This window comes from Microcystis sp. LE19-10.1B (assembly GCF_027530565.1).
Lineage (GTDB): Bacteria > Cyanobacteriota > Cyanobacteriia > Cyanobacteriales > Microcystaceae > Microcystis > Microcystis aeruginosa.
Genome location: NZ_JAPZQM010000187.1, coordinates 1 through 16,335, shown reverse-complemented (window position 1 = coordinate 16,335; position 16,335 = coordinate 1). Strand labels below are relative to the sequence as shown.

At 42.7% G+C, this 16,335-nt stretch carries 14 protein-coding genes and 2 pseudogenes; 10 read left to right on the top strand and 6 right to left on the bottom strand.

The genetic code is table 11. From position 1 onward, the window contains the following. The first annotated feature begins 31 nt into the window (after positions 1-31). From O9332_RS06885 to O9332_RS06870, 5 genes and pseudogenes are all read left to right on the top strand, one after another. Positions 32-163: a hypothetical protein gene (locus O9332_RS06885; protein WP_288024469.1), complete on the top strand. Its 132-nt coding sequence runs from the start codon at positions 32-34 to the stop codon at positions 161-163. Next, positions 132-212: pseudogene (locus O9332_RS27975) on the top strand (DUF2283 domain-containing protein); the annotation flags it as partial. The gene O9332_RS06885 and the pseudogene O9332_RS27975, both read left to right, overlap by 32 nt. Before the next feature lie 66 nt (positions 213-278). Next, positions 279-503 carry an AbrB/MazE/SpoVT family DNA-binding domain-containing protein gene (locus O9332_RS06880; protein WP_012267820.1) on the top strand — a complete coding sequence of 75 codons (225 nt, stop codon included), beginning with the start codon at positions 279-281 and terminating at the stop codon, positions 501-503. Between the two features lie 4 nt (positions 504-507). Then, entirely contained in the window at positions 508-738 is a 231-nt protein-coding gene (locus tag O9332_RS06875) for a type II toxin-antitoxin system death-on-curing family toxin (RefSeq protein ID WP_238141869.1), read from the top strand. Between the two features lie 125 nt (positions 739-863). Then, entirely contained in the window at positions 864-4,160 is a 3,297-nt protein-coding gene (locus tag O9332_RS06870; RefSeq protein WP_288024466.1) for a CHAT domain-containing protein, read from the top strand. Positions 4,161-4,542: 382 nt separating this feature from the next. On the opposite strand, the gene mnmG is transcribed toward O9332_RS06870, so the two are convergent. Next, positions 4,543-6,450, bottom strand: a complete 1,908-nt coding sequence (gene mnmG, locus O9332_RS06865) for a tRNA uridine-5-carboxymethylaminomethyl(34) synthesis enzyme MnmG (RefSeq protein WP_288024463.1) — start codon at positions 6,448-6,450, stop codon at positions 4,543-4,545. A gap of 232 nt (positions 6,451-6,682) precedes the next feature. Here mnmG and O9332_RS06860 point away from each other — a divergent pair, with 232 nt between their 5' ends. Both O9332_RS06860 and cydB read left to right on the top strand, forming a co-directional pair. Then, positions 6,683-8,110, top strand: a complete 1,428-nt coding sequence (locus tag O9332_RS06860) for a cytochrome ubiquinol oxidase subunit I (protein ID WP_288024461.1) — start codon at positions 6,683-6,685, stop codon at positions 8,108-8,110. 8 nt (positions 8,111-8,118) lie between these two features. Next, on the top strand, positions 8,119-9,132 hold the full coding sequence (cydB, locus tag O9332_RS06855; RefSeq protein WP_002753098.1) for a cytochrome d ubiquinol oxidase subunit II: 1,014 nt from the start codon (positions 8,119-8,121) through the stop codon (positions 9,130-9,132). Positions 9,133-9,214: 82 nt separating this feature from the next. Here the strand turns inward: cydB and O9332_RS06850 are convergent, their stop codons facing one another. Then, a complete protein-coding gene (locus O9332_RS06850) occupies positions 9,215-9,709 on the bottom strand; it encodes a phosphoribosyltransferase (RefSeq protein WP_043998939.1) in 495 nt (164 codons plus the stop codon). 22 nt (positions 9,710-9,731) lie between these two features. Next, entirely contained in the window at positions 9,732-9,965 is a 234-nt protein-coding gene (locus O9332_RS06845) for a hypothetical protein (RefSeq protein WP_002771307.1), read from the bottom strand. Positions 9,966-10,680: 715 nt separating this feature from the next. On the opposite strand from O9332_RS06845, the gene O9332_RS06840 reads away from it, so the two are divergent. Further along, positions 10,681-10,872, top strand: coding sequence for a helix-turn-helix domain-containing protein (locus tag O9332_RS06840; RefSeq protein WP_002757988.1), 192 nt, complete (start codon positions 10,681-10,683; stop codon positions 10,870-10,872). A gap of 38 nt (positions 10,873-10,910) precedes the next feature. On the opposite strand, the gene O9332_RS06835 is transcribed toward O9332_RS06840, so the two are convergent. The 3 genes from O9332_RS06835 to O9332_RS06825 all read right to left on the bottom strand — a co-directional run bounded on the left by O9332_RS06835 (position 10,911) and on the right by O9332_RS06825 (position 14,712). Next, positions 10,911-11,879 (bottom strand): formylglycine-generating enzyme family protein, encoded by a 969-nt coding sequence (locus O9332_RS06835; RefSeq protein ID WP_288024459.1) that lies wholly within the window; start codon positions 11,877-11,879, stop codon positions 10,911-10,913. A gap of 110 nt (positions 11,880-11,989) precedes the next feature. After that, complete coding sequence (locus O9332_RS06830; RefSeq protein WP_288024457.1) at positions 11,990-13,063, bottom strand: hypothetical protein; 1,074 nt, start codon at positions 13,061-13,063, stop codon at positions 11,990-11,992. Positions 13,064-13,122: 59 nt separating this feature from the next. Further along, positions 13,123-14,712: a sulfatase-like hydrolase/transferase gene (locus tag O9332_RS06825; RefSeq protein ID WP_288024454.1), complete on the bottom strand. Its 1,590-nt coding sequence runs from the start codon at positions 14,710-14,712 to the stop codon at positions 13,123-13,125. Between the two features lie 528 nt (positions 14,713-15,240). Between O9332_RS06825 and O9332_RS06820 the strand changes: the two are divergent. Both O9332_RS06820 and O9332_RS06815 read left to right on the top strand, forming a co-directional pair. After that, positions 15,241-15,391 (top strand): annotated as a pseudogene (locus tag O9332_RS06820) (transposase); the annotation flags it as partial. Positions 15,392-15,500: 109 nt separating this feature from the next. After that, on the top strand, positions 15,501-16,190 hold the full coding sequence (locus tag O9332_RS06815) for a lecithin retinol acyltransferase family protein (protein WP_002763971.1): 690 nt from the start codon (positions 15,501-15,503) through the stop codon (positions 16,188-16,190). Positions 16,191-16,335: the final 145 nt, after the last annotated feature.

The following is a 16,335-nucleotide window of genomic DNA, read 5'->3' as shown; positions in this document are numbered from 1 at the left end:
AACCCTTATATAGAAAAGCATTTAGCGATTTTTGTCAATTGTTTTTGCTCTAGAGCGAACTAATCAATTAAGTCTCTTGCCAGATAAGGATTTAGTCGATTTATGCCCCCCTATCGAACCATACCAAGTAACGAAGAACCGATTTTCCGTTGGAAGAGAGTGAAAAACAAGAGATTAGACAATGGTTCGGAAAGTTAATACTAAATTGTTAAGTGATGTGAGAAATTCAGGAAATATGGGAGGTGCTATAATTGACATATTTACTCAGTCAAAAAACGATGATTAAGTTAAAAGTCACAACGGTAGGGAACTCTATGGGGGTGATTTTCCCGAAAGAGTTGGTGGAGAAGCTGCGCCTTAGTAAAGGCGATATGCTCTACGTCTTGGAAACGCCGAATGGCTTTGAGCTTACACCCTACGACCCCGAATTTGTCCAGCAAATGGAAGTGGCGGAGGAAGTGATGCGCGAAGACTGGAATGTTTTGAGAAAGCTGGCAACTTAGGCTCATGAACCAGCTAATCTGGATAGCTGATGGGGTAGCTCTCGCGATTCATCACCGCCAAATAGCCGAGCATGGTGGATTAGAGGGTATTCGAGATGAGGGGTTGCTAGAAAGCGCACTTTCCCGACCGCAAAATTTTCTGGCTTATTCTGAGTCGCCTCCTGACATGGCTTCTTTGGCAGCAGCCTACGCTTATGGGATTGTCAAGAATCACCCTTTTGTAGATGGGAAGTAGTTATGATTGCCGCATCATTTTCTATTTAGAACGAGACGAAAAAACTAAAACAGATAGGATAGTTTTGATTAACATTGGAACTCATGATGAGGTAGATTAACTAATAACTGATAGCGGAAATAACTATGAATCCCAAATTTTACGCATTACTTACCCTTTCCCTAGTGGCTACCGTCACCCTACCAGTTGTTAACGGGAAACTCTCCTCTCTCGTCCCTGCGGTAATAGCGCAAAATACGGATGGGAGGAAAGCAGAAGCCGATCAGCTTTTGCAGCAACGGATTCAACAGGCGATTGAATCTCTTCAGGAGTCTTTAGCTACCAATAGAATGATCCATAGTCGCGAACGGGAATCCATTGACTTAGGCAACTTAGGAATCATTTTCGAGTCTCTCGGACAGTACCAAAAGGCGATCGATTTTTATCAACAGTCTTTAGCTATTGCGAGGGAGATTCGTGATCGCGAAGGAGAAGCCATTTCTTTGGGGAATTTAGGAGCTGCTTACCAATCCCTCGGACAGTATAAAAAAGCAACTGACTATCAGCAACAGTCTTTAGCTATTATCCAGGAAATAGGCTATCGAGACATCGAGTCTTATCGAAAGTATTTAGCTTTGACGAGAGAAAACGGTTATCGAAAAGAAGAAGGCATAATACTATTTGTGTTAGGGAACACTTATAACTTCCTCGGAAACTACCAAAAAGGGATCGAGTTTTATCAACAGTCTTTAGCTATCATGAAGAATGTCGGCGATCGCGCTGGGGAAGCTAATTCTTTAGGTGGCTTAGGACTTTCTTACTACTCCCTCGGACAGTACCAGAAGGCGATCGAGTACCTTGAACAGTCTTTAGCAATCTTGAATAAATACGATTCTAATGGTGATGGCTTATTCGATGACTTTATAAACATAAGACCCATTAATTTAAAAACAATAATACTATTTAATTTAGGAAATGCTTACTACTCTCTTGGACAGTACCAAAAGGCTATTGACTATTTTAGACAATCAGAATCACTGTATACGGCGATAGGAACCGCATCTCAACGAATTGATAGGGGGAGAGAATACGCCTTTATCCCGGCAGCAATCGCTCGAACCTTTACCGACCAATTCGATCTCCGTAGAGAAACTGACCGAATATTTAATGAAGCTCTAACAGCATGGTATTCGGAACCAGCAGAATTAATAAGGCCACTTTCAATCAATGAAAAGAGCAGAATTAAATCGGCTAGTGAAAACCTAAAAAAAGCACTCATTGGTTATCAAAAATTAGGAGATAAACCAAAACAAGAATTTATCTTTTCCACATTAGGAGATATTTGTATATATTCAGTAGGAAATGCTTACTACTCTCTTGGACAGTACCAAAAGCCTATTGAATCTTATGGAAATACATTAGAATGTCTTAATTTTTACCAACAAGCACTAACTATACATCAATCTCAATATCAGCCTCTAGTAAATCGTGTAACAGAATCAGCATATCTCGTTAAGATTGGCCGTACTTACGCTGAATTAGATGATAAAAAGAATTCGATTAGTTACTTGCAGAAGGGTATTCTTATTCTTGATCAATTGGCTATGGATAAAACTCTGTCGGAATTCACAAAATCCGAATATATTCTATTCATTAAAGGCAATTCACTTCAGGCTCTCTGTCAGGTATACGTCAAGTTTGATGAAAAGCAGAAGGCACTAGATTGTTATAATCAAATGTTTTCTTTACCGGTTAGATTCGCCGAAGTTACAAGAGTTAGAGGTAATTTGGAAGTTGGTGATTTGTATATGAAGGAAGGAAATAATGAACAAGCACTTACTTACTATCTATCGGCGTTATCAGAATTTATTAAAACTTATGGACAAGAATATAAAGGCAATAAGGAGATGGTTCTGAGCAAAATTGGTATAGCTTACAAGATGCTAAATCGTCCGAGCGAAGCCTTAAGCTATTTAGAGCAAAGTGCTAATCTTATTATTGAGTCACGTCGTGACGTACCTCGTAAATACCGTGAAAAGCATTGGGGAGGTAATGTTTATGTCTTAGAAACGTTTCCTCACCTCATTGACCTCCTCATCCAGCAAAATCAACCCGAAAAAGCATTTGAATGGAGCAACCTCGCCACTACTGCCGATCTCGCCGATTACAATCGCCTGATTAATGCGAAAGTTGCTGATCCCGATGCACAAAAAGCACTTGATAACTGGAACACCGACAATCAACAACTCGAAGGAATGCGCCGACAACTACAGGATAAATACTCCCAAGAACTGGCACAACAGATCCGACAATTGGAGGAGAAAGTGTATAAAAATGCGGAAACTATCGGAGATAAATATCCTGAAATTGCTGAACTTTTTGAAACTAAACCCACCGACATCGCCCAACTCCAGAAAAATATCGCTCCTGATACCCTCGTTATTCAACCCGTTCCCCTCCGCGATAAAGTCGCTCTATTTCTCGTTACTAGAGAAAAATTAATCGTTATTCAAAGTGATGCAAAACGCGATGATTTTAATCAACTTGTCAGTCAATACCGTACCCAATTAGCCGACTATAAAAATGCCGACTACCTCGTTACCGGTAGTAAATTATACGAGATTTTAATCCGTCCCATTGAGTCCCAAATCGCCACCAGTTCCCCGAAAAATATCGCTATTATCGCTACCGGACAACTGCGCTATATTCCCTTTGAAACTCTCTACGATAAGAAAAATGACCAAGTTCTCCTAAAAAAATATCCGATTTATTATTTAACTCGTATCTCGACCTCTTCTCTTGCTACTCAAAAAACGAAAACAGATCGCTCCACTCTCAAAGCCTTAGCTCTAGCTAATCCCAAACCTTTTCTATTTGACACGGAGAAAAAAGAAAAAGTTGATCTTAAAGGCACAGAAATAGAAGCAGAAAGTATCAGCAAAATCTTTCCGGGAAGTGAAAAATATCTCGGTACAAACGCAACTCTAGATATATTCAAAAAACAAGCCTTTCGCTTCTCGATTTTACACTTAGGAACTCACGGCTGTTTTGACCTCGCTGGCTGTCCTAATTTGGATATGCAAGCTAATACTATTCTTTTCGCCAATAAAGAGCAATATAACATCGCTGATGCCGCATTATTAGGCTTAAAAAATACCGAATTAATCACCCTGAGTGCCTGTCAAACCGCCAAGGAAGCCAACGCAGACGGCCAGGAAATTTCAGGACTTGCTTACGTCCTAGAAAGAGCCGGTGCTAAATCAGTAATAGCCAGTCTTTGGAATGCTGAAGATAATACCAGTGACGAAATTATGACCCAATTTTATCAAAATCTCAAGAATGGCATGACTAAAAGTGAAGCCATGCGACAGGCCAAACTGAGTCAAATTAAAAGCCATCCTTATTTTTGGTCGCCCTTTATTTTGATTGGGGCTGCTAATTAAGTAGGTAGGCACAATTATTTGTAGGATGGGTTAGCGGTAGCGTAACCCATGCGGGCGTTGGGTTTCATGCTTCAACCCAACCTACGTTCATTTTATATTTAATTCCACCCACCCACTTAGGGTTTGCTGAAAAAGTACGGGCGAAGCATTCGGATAGAAAATCTACGGTTTCACCGATAGGTTATTGCCCGAATGCTTCGCCCCTACAGGAGGCGGGCCGATGAAGACGCAAGGTTTTGAAGCATGATTCTCTCAAAATCTTGCACCTGTTTCGCGAGAAAAGCCACAAAACCCTTACCTTGCCTACATTTCACATTTATTCAGCAAACCCTAATTAAGCAGCCGATGATAACTCTCGATCGCTTAAAATCGAGATTATTTCCTAACTTTTAACTCCCGACATCTGCCGCATTTCTAGATACACCAGCAAAGCGTTAACATCTGCGGGATTAACTCCGCCAATTCGCGAGGCTTGGCCGATGGTGGCGGGTTTAATTTTTGTTAATTTTTCCCGCGATTCCATTGACAAAGTTTCGATTTTCATGTAGTCAATATCGGGGGATAAATGACGGTTACTGTGGCGACTAATTTGGTCAATTTGATTTTGTTGTCGTTTCAGATAACCGGAATATTTAATTTCAATTTCTACCCCTTCTCTTTCGGCTAAATTTATATCGGGATTACCTAAACCATAACGATCAAGATCGAGATAATGCAAGCTAGGACGACGCAGTAAATCCGCTAAAGAGAGAGAACCTTTGATTTTTTGTTCTGTATCCTTAACGATGGCAATTGCCACCTGATCCCGTTCTTTAATTCTGGTTTCGTGTAGGCGTTCTTTTTCAGCGATAATATTAGCTTGTTTAGTTTGGAATAATTGCCAACGCCGGTCATCAATTAAGCCAATTTCTCGCCCTAAAGGTGTTAATCTTTGATCGGCATTATCCGATCGCAATACTAAGCGATATTCGGAACGACTGGTTAACATCCGGTAAGGTTCCCGCAGATCCTTGGTACACAAATCATCGACCAAAGTTCCTAGATAACTTTCCTCCCGGGGAAAAACAATTAACTCTTTTCCTAAAGCAAACCGGGCCGCATTAATCCCCGCCACCAGTCCCTGGGCTGCCGCTTCTTCATAACCGGTTGTCCCGTTAATTTGTCCCGCACAAAATAACCCCTCAATCTTCTTCGTCATCAGGGTTGGATAACACTGAGTTGCCGGTAAATAATCGTATTCCACTGCATAGGCAGCCCGCAACATCACACAGTTTTCTAAACCGGGTAAAGTCCGCAGCATTGCTAATTGAACATTTTCCGGCAGTCCCGTTGAAAAGCCTTGGATATAAAGTTCGGGAATATCGCGCCCTTCCGGTTCAATAAAAATTTGATGACTTTCTTTATCGGCAAAACGGACGATTTTGTCCTCAATACTAGGACAATAACGCGGCCCTTTGGAGTCAATAAAACCGCCATAAATGGGGGATAAATGTAAATTATCTCTGATTAATTGATGAGTTGCCGCCGTGGTGCGGGTGAGATGACAGTTCATTTGTTCCCGTTCGATCCACACCTCTGGATCAAAACTAAACCAACGTACCTCGTCATCGGGCGGTTGCGGTTCCATACGGGAGTAATCCACCGAACGCTTATCCACACGGGCAGGAGTGCCAGTTTTTAGGCGACCAGTCTCGAATCCGAGACGATTTAGGGTTTCTGTTAAACCCACCGCCGCAAATTCGCCCGCCCGTCCGGCTGCCATAGACTTGCCGCCGATCCAGATTTTGCCGCCTAAAAAAGTGCCAGTGGTTAAAATGACGGCTTTAGCGGCGAAACAAGTGCCGAAATAGGTTTCTGCTCCTAAAACTTGCTCATTTGCCCCTAAAATCAGGTCTGTGGCCATGCCTTCCCGAATAACCAGATTGGCTTGGGTTTCGACGATACCTTTCATCACCGCCGCGTATTCCCGTTTATCGGTTTGGGCGCGTAGGGCCCAGACTGCCGGCCCGCGAGAGGCATTAAGAACCCGTTTTTGCAGATAGGTGCGGTCGGACATTTTGCCAATTTCGCCGCCTAAAGCGTCCACTTCGTGGGTTAATTGGGATTTAGCCGGACCACCGACGGCGGGGTTACAGGGTTGCCAAGCGATTTTATCGAGATTAAGAGTGAGGAGAAGGGTACGACAACCGAGACGGGCGCAAGCTAGGGCCGCTTCACAGCCGGAATGGCCCGCCCCGACGACGATGACATCAAATTCATCTTGAAAGTCTGCGGCTGAGGAGAAAGTCATACTCGATCGAGGGGAAAATTAATTAATCAGGCTAATATTCTAGCAATTTTTCTGAGTTTTCCCCCCAATATAATACAAGAGTACCAACTAAGTCATTGACTAACACCAAAGCGATCGCATAAATCTAAAAACAATCTATATAATCCCTATTTACCCTTGCCTTTTCAGGGTATTACTGGCTAAGTATTATAGGTGCTTATCATATTTTCACGATCGTTTAAAGATTGTAATCATGGATTTACTTGCCAATCCCGTTGCTTTGTCGCGGATACAATTCGCCATCACCGCTATTTTCCATATGCTTTGGCCGGTGTTAACCACTGGTATGGGCATTTATCTAGTCATTGTCGAAGGATTATGGCTAAAAACCCGCAATCCTGACTACTATCATCACGCTCGCTTCTGGGCAAAACTCTACATTCTCAATTTCGGCATTGGAGTTGCTTCTGGTTTACCCATGGCCTTCCAGTTTGGCATGAATTGGGCGCCTTTTTCGGAAGCGGTGGGGGACTTTTTCGGAACTATCCTCGGTTTCGAGGGAACCATGGCCTTTATGCTAGAGGCTAGTTTTCTAGGAATTATGCTGTTTGGTTGGGGACGAGTTCCCCCGTTAATTCACTTCCTAGCGACAATTCTCGTCGCTTTTGGGGCTAATCTTTCCACTTTCTGGATTTTAACCGCTAATTCTTGGCTGCAAACCCCCGCCGGTGGCATCTTCGTGGATGGTAAATTTATCGTTCAGGACTACCTACAAGCGATTCTCAATCCCTTCATGGTTAATAGTTTCCTGCATATGTTTTTCGCAACTCTGGAAACTTCTCTTTTCGTCATTGGTGGGATTAGTGCTTGGTATTTGCTCAATAAACGTCACATTAGCTTTTTTAGTCGTTCTCTCAAAATTATTCTTACTCTAGCGATTGTTATCGCTCCCTTGCAAATTTTTGTCGGTCATCTTAGTGCCGAACAAGTGTATCACTATCAACCGGCTAAATTAGCCGCCATGGAAGCGCAATGGGAAACTATTCCTGCGGGAGAAACTGCCGGTTGGAGTTTGGTTGCTTTACCCAAGGATAAAGCGGAGACAAATAGCTGGGAAGTGAAAATTCCTAATGCTTTGGGTTATCTTTTGGAGTTAAAACCCAAGTTATCGGAACCTGTTCTCGGCTTAAAAACGTGGAAATACGAAGACAGACCGCACATGGTGGGGCTAATCTATTATTCCTTCCGGATTATGGTCGCTATCGGTCTTTTTCTTGCTTCTTTAATGACTGTAACTGTCGGGCAATGGCTGTGCGGTCAACTGAGTAACGAAAAAATCGACAGTCAAAAATGGTTACTGCGCGCTTGGGTTTTTGCGGCCCCTCTGGGTTATCTTGCGGTTGAAACCGGTTGGATTGTCCGTTGTGTCGGTCGTCAACCCTGGACGGTTTACAATCAAATCCGGACAGTGGATGCTGCTTCTAAACTGCCCGCAGGCGAGATTTTAACCTCTTTAATCGGAATTACGGCGATTTATGTCGTTTTCTTGGTTTCTGCTCTCTATTTCGGTAGTCTTATTATCCGTCAGGGACCAAATCTTAACTTACCACTGCCGGGGACTCAACAGGAAAAAGTGACCTCACCAGAACTAAATCCTCGTTCCCTAGAAGCGCAACAATAGGAGGAACTATGGAACCGTTACAGTATTTTTTGCCACAAATTTGGTTTTTTATTCTGGGATTATTCCTGTTTCTATACGTCCTCCTCGATGGTTTTGACTTGGGGGTGGGAATTCTTTCCCTGACTTCCTCCTCCGAGAAGCGTCGCAGTATTTTAATGACCAGTTTGGGCAATGTTTGGGATGCTAACGAAACTTGGATTGTTTTGATGGGTGGTTCCCTGTTTGGGGCGTTTCCCCTAGCTTACGGGACAATTTTAAACGCTTTATACCTGCCAGCAGTGATTATGGTAGTGGGGCTGTTATTTCGGGCTGTTTCCTTCGAGTTTCGTGAACATTCTCGTCGCAAGTTGTTCTGGAATTATGCCTTCGGACTCGGCAGTTTTTTGGCCGCTTTGGGGCAAGGATTCGCCCTCGGTGCGGTTTTTGAGGGCATTAAAGTGGATGAATTGGGTCATTTTGCCGGCGGTCCCTTTGATTGGTTAACATGGCGATCAATTCTAGTTTCTCTAACTTTAATCCAAGCTTATGTTTTAGTGGGTTCCACTTACCTAATTCTGAAAACTACGGGTAATTTACAGGAAGTTCACTATAAAACGGCAAAAATTGCCGCTATTACCACTTTTATCGGTGCTGTCTTTATCACCATCAGTACGCCGCTGCTTTCTGACCATATCCGTCAGCGTTTATTTGACCCTCGACTAATTTACATCTTTATCCTCATCCCGATTTTAGCTGTGGTCTTACTGGGTTTATTACTGCGGAGTTTGCAACTAAAGGAAGAAAACACCCCCATGGTCTGGACAGTATTGCTGTTTATGCTCTCTTTTATCGGTTTGGGATTGTTGATTTTCCCCGATATTATTCCCCCGTCAGTGACAATTTATCAAGCGGCGGCCGCCCCTAGTTCTTTGGTGTTTATGCTGACTTTTGTGGGTTTTTTAATCCCAATTTTACTAGCCTATACAGTTTATAATTACATCGTTTTTCGGGGCAAAATTACTGCTGAATCCTACGGAGAATAGATGGCGTTGCCGATTTCAGATATGAATCTTCTTTGGTGGTATTTTTAAGGGGAAACTCTCTACCGCTGATGCTAAACTGAATTTATTCTAGGAGGTCTTTGGGGGTAATTAACTCGTAACGCTCGAAGGGTTGATGAATCCAAGGATTATCGGGGTAATATTCCACATAATAGTCAGGTTTGATTCTTGATGCCGCTTTGTACCAGATCACCGCAGTTTTGATATTGGTAATCCCGTATTTTTCCTGTAACAAAATCGAGGTTTTTTGGAGAGTGATTCCCGAATCGACTAAATCATCCACTAATAACAAGGGACTCTTTAATTTGGGTTCGATCATGGCTAAATTCGAGGAAATAGTTAATTCTCCCCGAATTTGATGATTTTGCCCCCCGTAGGAAGCAGCATAAAGAATGGCTAGGGGTTGACGAAAAAGACGACAGAGAATGTCACCGACGCGCAATCCTCCCTTAGCTAAACAGACAATCTGAGCAAATTGCCAACCAGAATGATCGATTTTTACTGCTAATTTTTCGATCAGACGATGGTATTCATCCCAAGAAACATAAACATCGGCCATATTTTCCATTCCCGATTCAGAATTACTTATTTTCGGCAGGTCGATCACTACTCCAGGCCCACCAAACTCGATCGCATTGACAATGATAGAATTCCTGCCATTTACGTCGAGAATCTTCTCCTAAAACGGGTGCGCGGCGATTGATCCAAACGGCCTGAGCTTCTTTAGCTTTTGCCCCACAGTAAGGACAACAAAAATTGTAGGCGTGAACAGCATTCTCTGTCCAGTCAGGGGGAAAGGGACTAAAAGCATCCATAATCTCTGGGTTAAGGGGGTTAACAGTCAAAAAGGGGCTTGAATCGCTGGTGTTTAGGCTATAGTTCTCAATTTCTACCTCGATAATTTTTACAGCGTTTCCCATAAAGATGAAGTGTAACCTAATTTGGTATTGATGACCGACTCCACCAGAGGAAAACTTCGTGCCTCACCATTAAGATAAATGCTACAATAGGTTTTGACAAGCTGTAAATCTTCAAATATGGAAAGAAGTTATACAAAAGTTGCTTTTATAGATAGGAACATAAATTAAATATACCCTAATAAGGGTGAATAAGCCAGGCTTATAATTTTACCAAAACTAATGAAATAGCTTCTCAAACCACTCCCCAAAAATGATTATTTTACATAAGTACATTTACCTTGATGTGCTGCTGGGTAGGTTTTGTGCTGGCTAAAAGTATCGTTGGCATGAGACACCTAAGTGCGCTCGTGAAAATGCAAGGAATTAATGTCAATTATAATCGCCAAAGTTTAAATAAAATTTTGAAAAAAGGCACGTTAGAAACGCGCCTCAAAAATTATTAATTAAACTTCAGTTAAGAGATCTAAATTTAGACTATTAGCAGCCTAAACGACGTTTGTAGCCTTCAAAATCTTCACGCATTTTCTTATAGGCCAGATCTCGTTCTTGGGGCGACATATAAGCACGATCGCTTAGAGTGCTTGGCTGCGTCATATAAGCTAGAGTAGAAATGTCTCCTCAAAATTATTTTAAAAAGCTTCGTCTTAACGCCTTACATCAATCCATTACCCAAAACCCCGAACTAACGTTAATTTATCAAATTGCCGAAGAATTAGGTTTTTTTGAGCGAGGACATCTTGCCTCTGATTATAAACAACTGTTTGGTTATTTTCCCTCTGAAACTTTTAAAAATAGAACATAATGAGCCATCTTAATTGTCATTGTGAGCGGTAATAAATTCTAATCAGGACAAAAAATTGTGCGAAAACCGATATGATTGGTAGAAGTGTCGATATCTTCGGGATGGCGAGCGGCGGGACGGTAACGAGCGCAGTAGTTAGGGGCGCAGAGGAAAGAGCCTCCTTTGAGGACTTTACGGGGTTTTCGCATTGAGGGATGAAGTTTGAGGTTATAACTATCTTCTTCGGTTCCGCCTAGGGGATTTTTCGGGGTACAACAGGCTTTAGTCGGGTTTTTGGGATGTTGTTCCTGATACCAATCTTGTGTCCATTCCCAGACATTACCTATCATGTCATAAAGTCCATAACCATTGGGGGGATAGCTTTCTACTGCTTCTGGACCGGGTGCATGAGGTTGGAGATTTTGCCAAGGAAATTGTCCTTGCCAAGTATTAGCCATGACTTTACCATTAGGCATAAATTCATCACCCCAAGCAAATTCTGCCCCCTCTAAACCCCCTCGTGCAGCAAATTCCCATTGTGCTTCAGTTGGGAGTTCTTTTCCTGCCCATTTTGCATAGGCAAGGGCATCTTCATAGACAATATGTACTACAGGATGGTTTTCTCGATTTTTAATTGAACTTCCAGTACCTTCGGGATGTCGCCAATTTGCCCCCGGCATATATTGCCACCAGCAGACAGTACGAGGATCAACGGGACGATCTGGTTTCACAAAAACGGCAGATCCGGGAACTAATATTTCAGGATCAGCATTAGGATAATCTTCTGCTTTCGGTGGTTTTTCAGCAAAGGTAATATATCCTGTTTCTTTGACAAATTTTCTAAATTGTTTATTAGTGACCAAATATTTATCCATCCAAAAGCCGCTAACGGTTACGGTGTGGACGGGTCCTTCTTCAGGATATTTACGACTGTTTGACCCCATTTCAAATGTTCCCCCCGGAATCCAGATCAGATCTTTATGGGGAGGTTTACCTGGAGCAGATGAGGGGTTTTGAGATATTTGCATACTCAAGATATAGCCTTTATTTTATCAAGGGTTAGAGTGGGTAGGGGCAATGCAGAAATTACCCCTACAGCTTTGAAAGCAAATCGGGTCTATGCTACAGACTAAGCAGATTAGTCACGCCACAACATCCCTATTAATTCTGTCTCAGGATCGATCGCGCCCGCGCCCGCGTCATTTTTAATCGTGACAATGACTTTTTTCAGCTTCGCACCTTCAAACTCGAAAAACTCGAACTCATGTTCGTAGTCTGATGATACAGGCTGTCCGGGATCTCGACCAATATTAAATCCCGCCCCAAACTTACCCGGTTGAGTCAGGAATTGATCAGGATATTCTGGGAAAGCTTCCTCAATCGTGGTATTTTGCTTAATACCATTGATATAGAGTTGTACCTCTCCTATGGTACTACCACCAAACTTGCTATCCGGTTGTTGATTGGGCTTCTTGTTAAATACAACTTTGAGTGTATTTTCCTCGTCGGCAAGATTAGAGAGTGGACAAGTGATCTTCTGTTGCTGTTGTCCTAACCAGTTATAGACATAACAGAGTTTGCCCTCGTAGATATAGAAACTATATCCACCAAAACTTCCTCCATGAGCTATCATTACCCCTTTAGGAGTCTCACCCGTGGAGAAATCAACAATGGCTTCGATTTCGTAAGAACGACCTCGGGTATTCGGAGCAACGGCTTCGGGAATTTCTGATCCCCCTGGATAATAGGTGTAACTGAAGGTAGCATCCTTTGGGTCATCTTGAGCAAATGCTGGGGGACGTAATTGGGGACGATCTCCACCCATAGCCGAGCGATCATCAATAGGCATACCTTTGTATAACCCTGCTTGCACGAACCACATATACTTCATCTGTTCGAGTTTATCGGCATATTTCGGGTCATTAGCTAAGTTACGAGATTGAGTCGGATCGGGAGTTAATTCCAATTTCAGATCCCCATCCATACAGTACAATTCCCAGATATCCTTCTCAAAATTACCCCAATTAGAAGGCGCAGGAGCATGGACAGTACAAACGTGCCAACCTTTATACCAGACTCCTCTTGTTCCTAACATCGAATAGAACTGAGTTTCTCGCACTTTCTTGGGTTTTCCATTGGCATCCTTGGGTTTTTGCTCGTCAGAGAGTCTGTAAGCAAATTGATAAGCTAAACGGCTTTTACTTCGGATCACCGATATAGACTCCAAAAGGGTTATAGCTATTGGATCATGCAGGTTAAGCGCCGTTTAGCTTACTCAGGTTGAGCATATTCGGGAGCGAAAGTATAGGCGAAGCTAATTCCCTCAATGGGATTTTGGGTGTAACCTTTAACCACTTCTGGGGGTTCTACACCACACATTTCGTAAAGGGTAGGTACTAAGTCAACCGCGTGAATGTACTGTTTGCGAATCCCCGTATCTGCGATACCCGGTCCACACATCATAAAGGGAGTTGCAGCACCACCTTCATAACCTGACCAACGTTTCCAGTATTTGAAAGGCGTATCAAAGCCCCAAGCCCATCCTGTAGGATAGTGATTATAGGTTTTCAGTGTGCCTAAATCTTGGAGAAGGGCAAAGTTCTTGTCAAAATCATCGGGAATACCGTTAAAGAACAGGTTTTCATTCACTGAACCATTAGGCCCACCTTCTGCACTAGCACCATTATCAGCTACAGCAACAATGATGGTGTTATCCATTTGACCCGTTTCTTCGAGAAAATCGAGCAAACGACCAATTTGTTCATCGGTATAGGTGGAGAATGCCGCATAAATCTCGGCCATACGGATAAATAATGCCTTTTCTTCGGGACTTAATCCTTCCCAAGGTTTTACCCAATCAGTTTGAGGCCACGTCTTACCAGCAGGAACTCCTTGGATCTTAGTGTGGTCAGGGTTAGGTTCTCCAAGCTCACCTTCACCATGAGGATTAATCTCCGAGGGTGTTGTTACCTCATCCCCAAAGATGCCTAATTCTTTCATTTTGGCAAGGACTTCTGTGCGATAGACTTCATAGCCATCTTTAAAGATACTTGTCTCGACAAAGGATAAATCTTCTGGATTATCGGGATCTCCCAGGCTCGTGTTATAATCATAATCTAGGATCTTCTGAGGCCAGATTTGATGGGGTGCATGGTTGGCACCGGGACAGAAGTACATCAGCCAAGGTTTATCTGGAGCGATCGCCTTTTGATCTTGGATAAAGGCAACTGCCTTATCTACCAGGTCTTTCGATAGATGATAACCGTTCTCTTTATCCCCCATATTGGGACCATAAGGAGGTTCAATCAGATGGTTATCATAGACCAGATCTGGATACCATTGATCGGTTTCTCCGCCTAAAAAGCCATAATAGCGTTCAAAACCACGACCTAAAGGCCAATGCCGCTTCGTGGATGCCATATTTGCCTCTTCTTCTGGCACTAAGTGCCATTTACCAAGGGCGAAGGTACTCCAGCCACGCTCACTCAATACGGCTGGAATCATGGCATTTTCAAAGGGAATGCGACCATTATTACCAGGGAAACCCGCTGTCACCTCTTCGATACAAGACATCCCGTTACTGGTAGCATTGCGTCCATTTAATAGGGATGAACGAGTGGGAGAACAAAGAGCGGTAGTGTGAAAGTTGGTATAAATTAAGCCTTTTTCGGCAATACTAGCTAAATTGGGCATTTTAATTTTGCCACCAAACATTTCCCAGGCACCAAATCCCGTATCGTCAATGACGATGTAAAGAATATTCGGTGAATTTGGGGGTGCTTTCGGTTCGGCGTAGGGTTCCCAATCGGGTACGGAATCACGAATATCGAGGGCGATTGTCCCGTTGAATTGTTTAGCCATAGAGTCTCCGTAAGAGGCTTGTCACAGGTGTCTGATTCGCTCGTCTGAGAGCGGCCCATTCAAGTTTGAAGCGTACCAGTAACTGACTGACTAGATGCAGAAACGTTGAATCCTGTCATAAAACTTTACCTTGACGGTTCTTCGTTACTTGTTATGGTTCGATAGGGGGGCATAAATCGACTAAATCTTTATCTGGCAAAAGATTTAATTGAACGGTGGCGGCGAATTCAGTGGCGGTGAAACAAAGCAGTTTATTGATGAGTGTGGGGTATGGCTATTTTTTATTTCATGGAAAAAATATCAAACAAAGACTATTTGGTTGTATTATTATACTGGCTGGTGTTTCTCTGTTAAGCATTCTTTAGTAAAATAAGAAAAGGCTCTTCTGGATCAAGGATGATAATCAAAAATTATGGCGAAAGGCTGGCTAAAAAGCGGCAGCGCATATTTTCAAAATCAGGAATCGCGCCTCTAGGAGGGTTAGTGATTCTCCTTCTCCGCTGCCCCACCAGAGTCCTTCCACAGAGTCAACAGTTAGATAATTACTGTGAAAATTATACAACCAATGGATTAACTGAGGGCATGAATACAAAAATAAAGCCTATTAAAAGAATAAGTTATGAATTAAAGCAATCTTGAACATCTTCGACTTAAGCTGTTTGCTGGCTTTAATTCATAACAAAAAGTAAAACACGAAAACCAGAATACCCAAATCTGAATGGCTTATTAATAACCGGAAAAACTGACTCAATAGATAATCTCCTTGTTTAATTTATCACTAAAAAAATATGGCTAAAGGGGATCAAATATACGCCTATCGGGAATTGCTCAATCTTCAGGGTGTTTATGCCCATCATGGCATCGATTGCGGTGATGGTAGCGTCATTCATTACCGAAAACCGAGCGAGATTGTCGAACGAACTTCCCTAGAAACCTTTGCTAGGGGCGGTAAAATCTATGTGGTGCGCCATGTAGAGGTGGGATTTTCCTTTATCCCCGATGTGGTGGTAGAAAGGGCGCTAAGTCGTCTGGGGGAGCAGAAATATAATCTTCTTTTTAACAACTGCGAACATTTTGCCACTTGGTGTAAGACCGGTATTAGCAAAAGTCAACAGATAGAAGAATTTATCCCGATTATTACCCATTTACAAGCGGTAGGACTCTACGAACCTCTGAAAAAATCCCTCATCGGAGCCGACCCCAACAATGCCCAAACCCTGTTAAAAGGGGCTTTAAGCAATCTTAAGGTCAGTTGGGATGAAATTCAACCCCAGTACAAAAAAGCCATTCAAGAAGCAGAAACATGGAATCGAGTAGCGATCGAAGCTTTAAGCAGAAATCGCGATGATTTAGCCCGGGAAGCCCTGAAACGCAAGGTAGAAGCCAAAAAACAGGCAAAACGCCATCAGGAACAATTGGATCAACTAGCGGCCATGACCGAAAATGTTCTTAAAAGTCTGGTGATTGCTAACGGTTAGTCTGGATTTGACACTCCCCGCTCTAAAGAGACGGGGATTCTTGGTTCACAGAGATTACTTGCTTAGACAGAATTGCTTCTGAAAAAGTAGAGGTATTCTCTCCCCAAGCGTTTATTGGATCGAGCCCAAAGGTTCCGGTATGCCC

Excerpts from the sequence above, each read along its gene's own strand:
- O9332_RS06880 (WP_012267820.1), top strand. The coding sequence starts at position 279 with ATGATTAAGTTAAAAGTCACAACGGTAGGGAACTCTATGGGGGTGATT.
- O9332_RS06875 (WP_238141869.1), top strand. The coding sequence starts at position 508 with ATGAACCAGCTAATCTGGATAGCTGATGGGGTAGCTCTCGCGATTCAT.
- O9332_RS06870 (WP_288024466.1), top strand. The coding sequence starts at position 864 with ATGAATCCCAAATTTTACGCATTACTTACCCTTTCCCTAGTGGCTACC.
- mnmG (WP_288024463.1), bottom strand. The coding sequence starts at position 6,450 with ATGACTTTCTCCTCAGCCGCAGACTTTCAAGATGAATTTGATGTCATC.
- O9332_RS06860 (WP_288024461.1), top strand. The coding sequence starts at position 6,683 with ATGGATTTACTTGCCAATCCCGTTGCTTTGTCGCGGATACAATTCGCC.
- cydB (WP_002753098.1), top strand. The coding sequence starts at position 8,119 with ATGGAACCGTTACAGTATTTTTTGCCACAAATTTGGTTTTTTATTCTG.
- O9332_RS06850 (WP_043998939.1), bottom strand. The coding sequence starts at position 9,709 with ATGGCCGATGTTTATGTTTCTTGGGATGAATACCATCGTCTGATCGAA.
- O9332_RS06845 (WP_002771307.1), bottom strand. The coding sequence starts at position 9,965 with ATGGATGCTTTTAGTCCCTTTCCCCCTGACTGGACAGAGAATGCTGTT.
- O9332_RS06840 (WP_002757988.1), top strand. The coding sequence starts at position 10,681 with ATGTCTCCTCAAAATTATTTTAAAAAGCTTCGTCTTAACGCCTTACAT.
- O9332_RS06835 (WP_288024459.1), bottom strand. The coding sequence starts at position 11,879 with ATGCAAATATCTCAAAACCCCTCATCTGCTCCAGGTAAACCTCCCCAT.
- O9332_RS06825 (WP_288024454.1), bottom strand. The coding sequence starts at position 14,712 with ATGGCTAAACAATTCAACGGGACAATCGCCCTCGATATTCGTGATTCC.
- O9332_RS06815 (WP_002763971.1), top strand. The coding sequence starts at position 15,501 with ATGGCTAAAGGGGATCAAATATACGCCTATCGGGAATTGCTCAATCTT.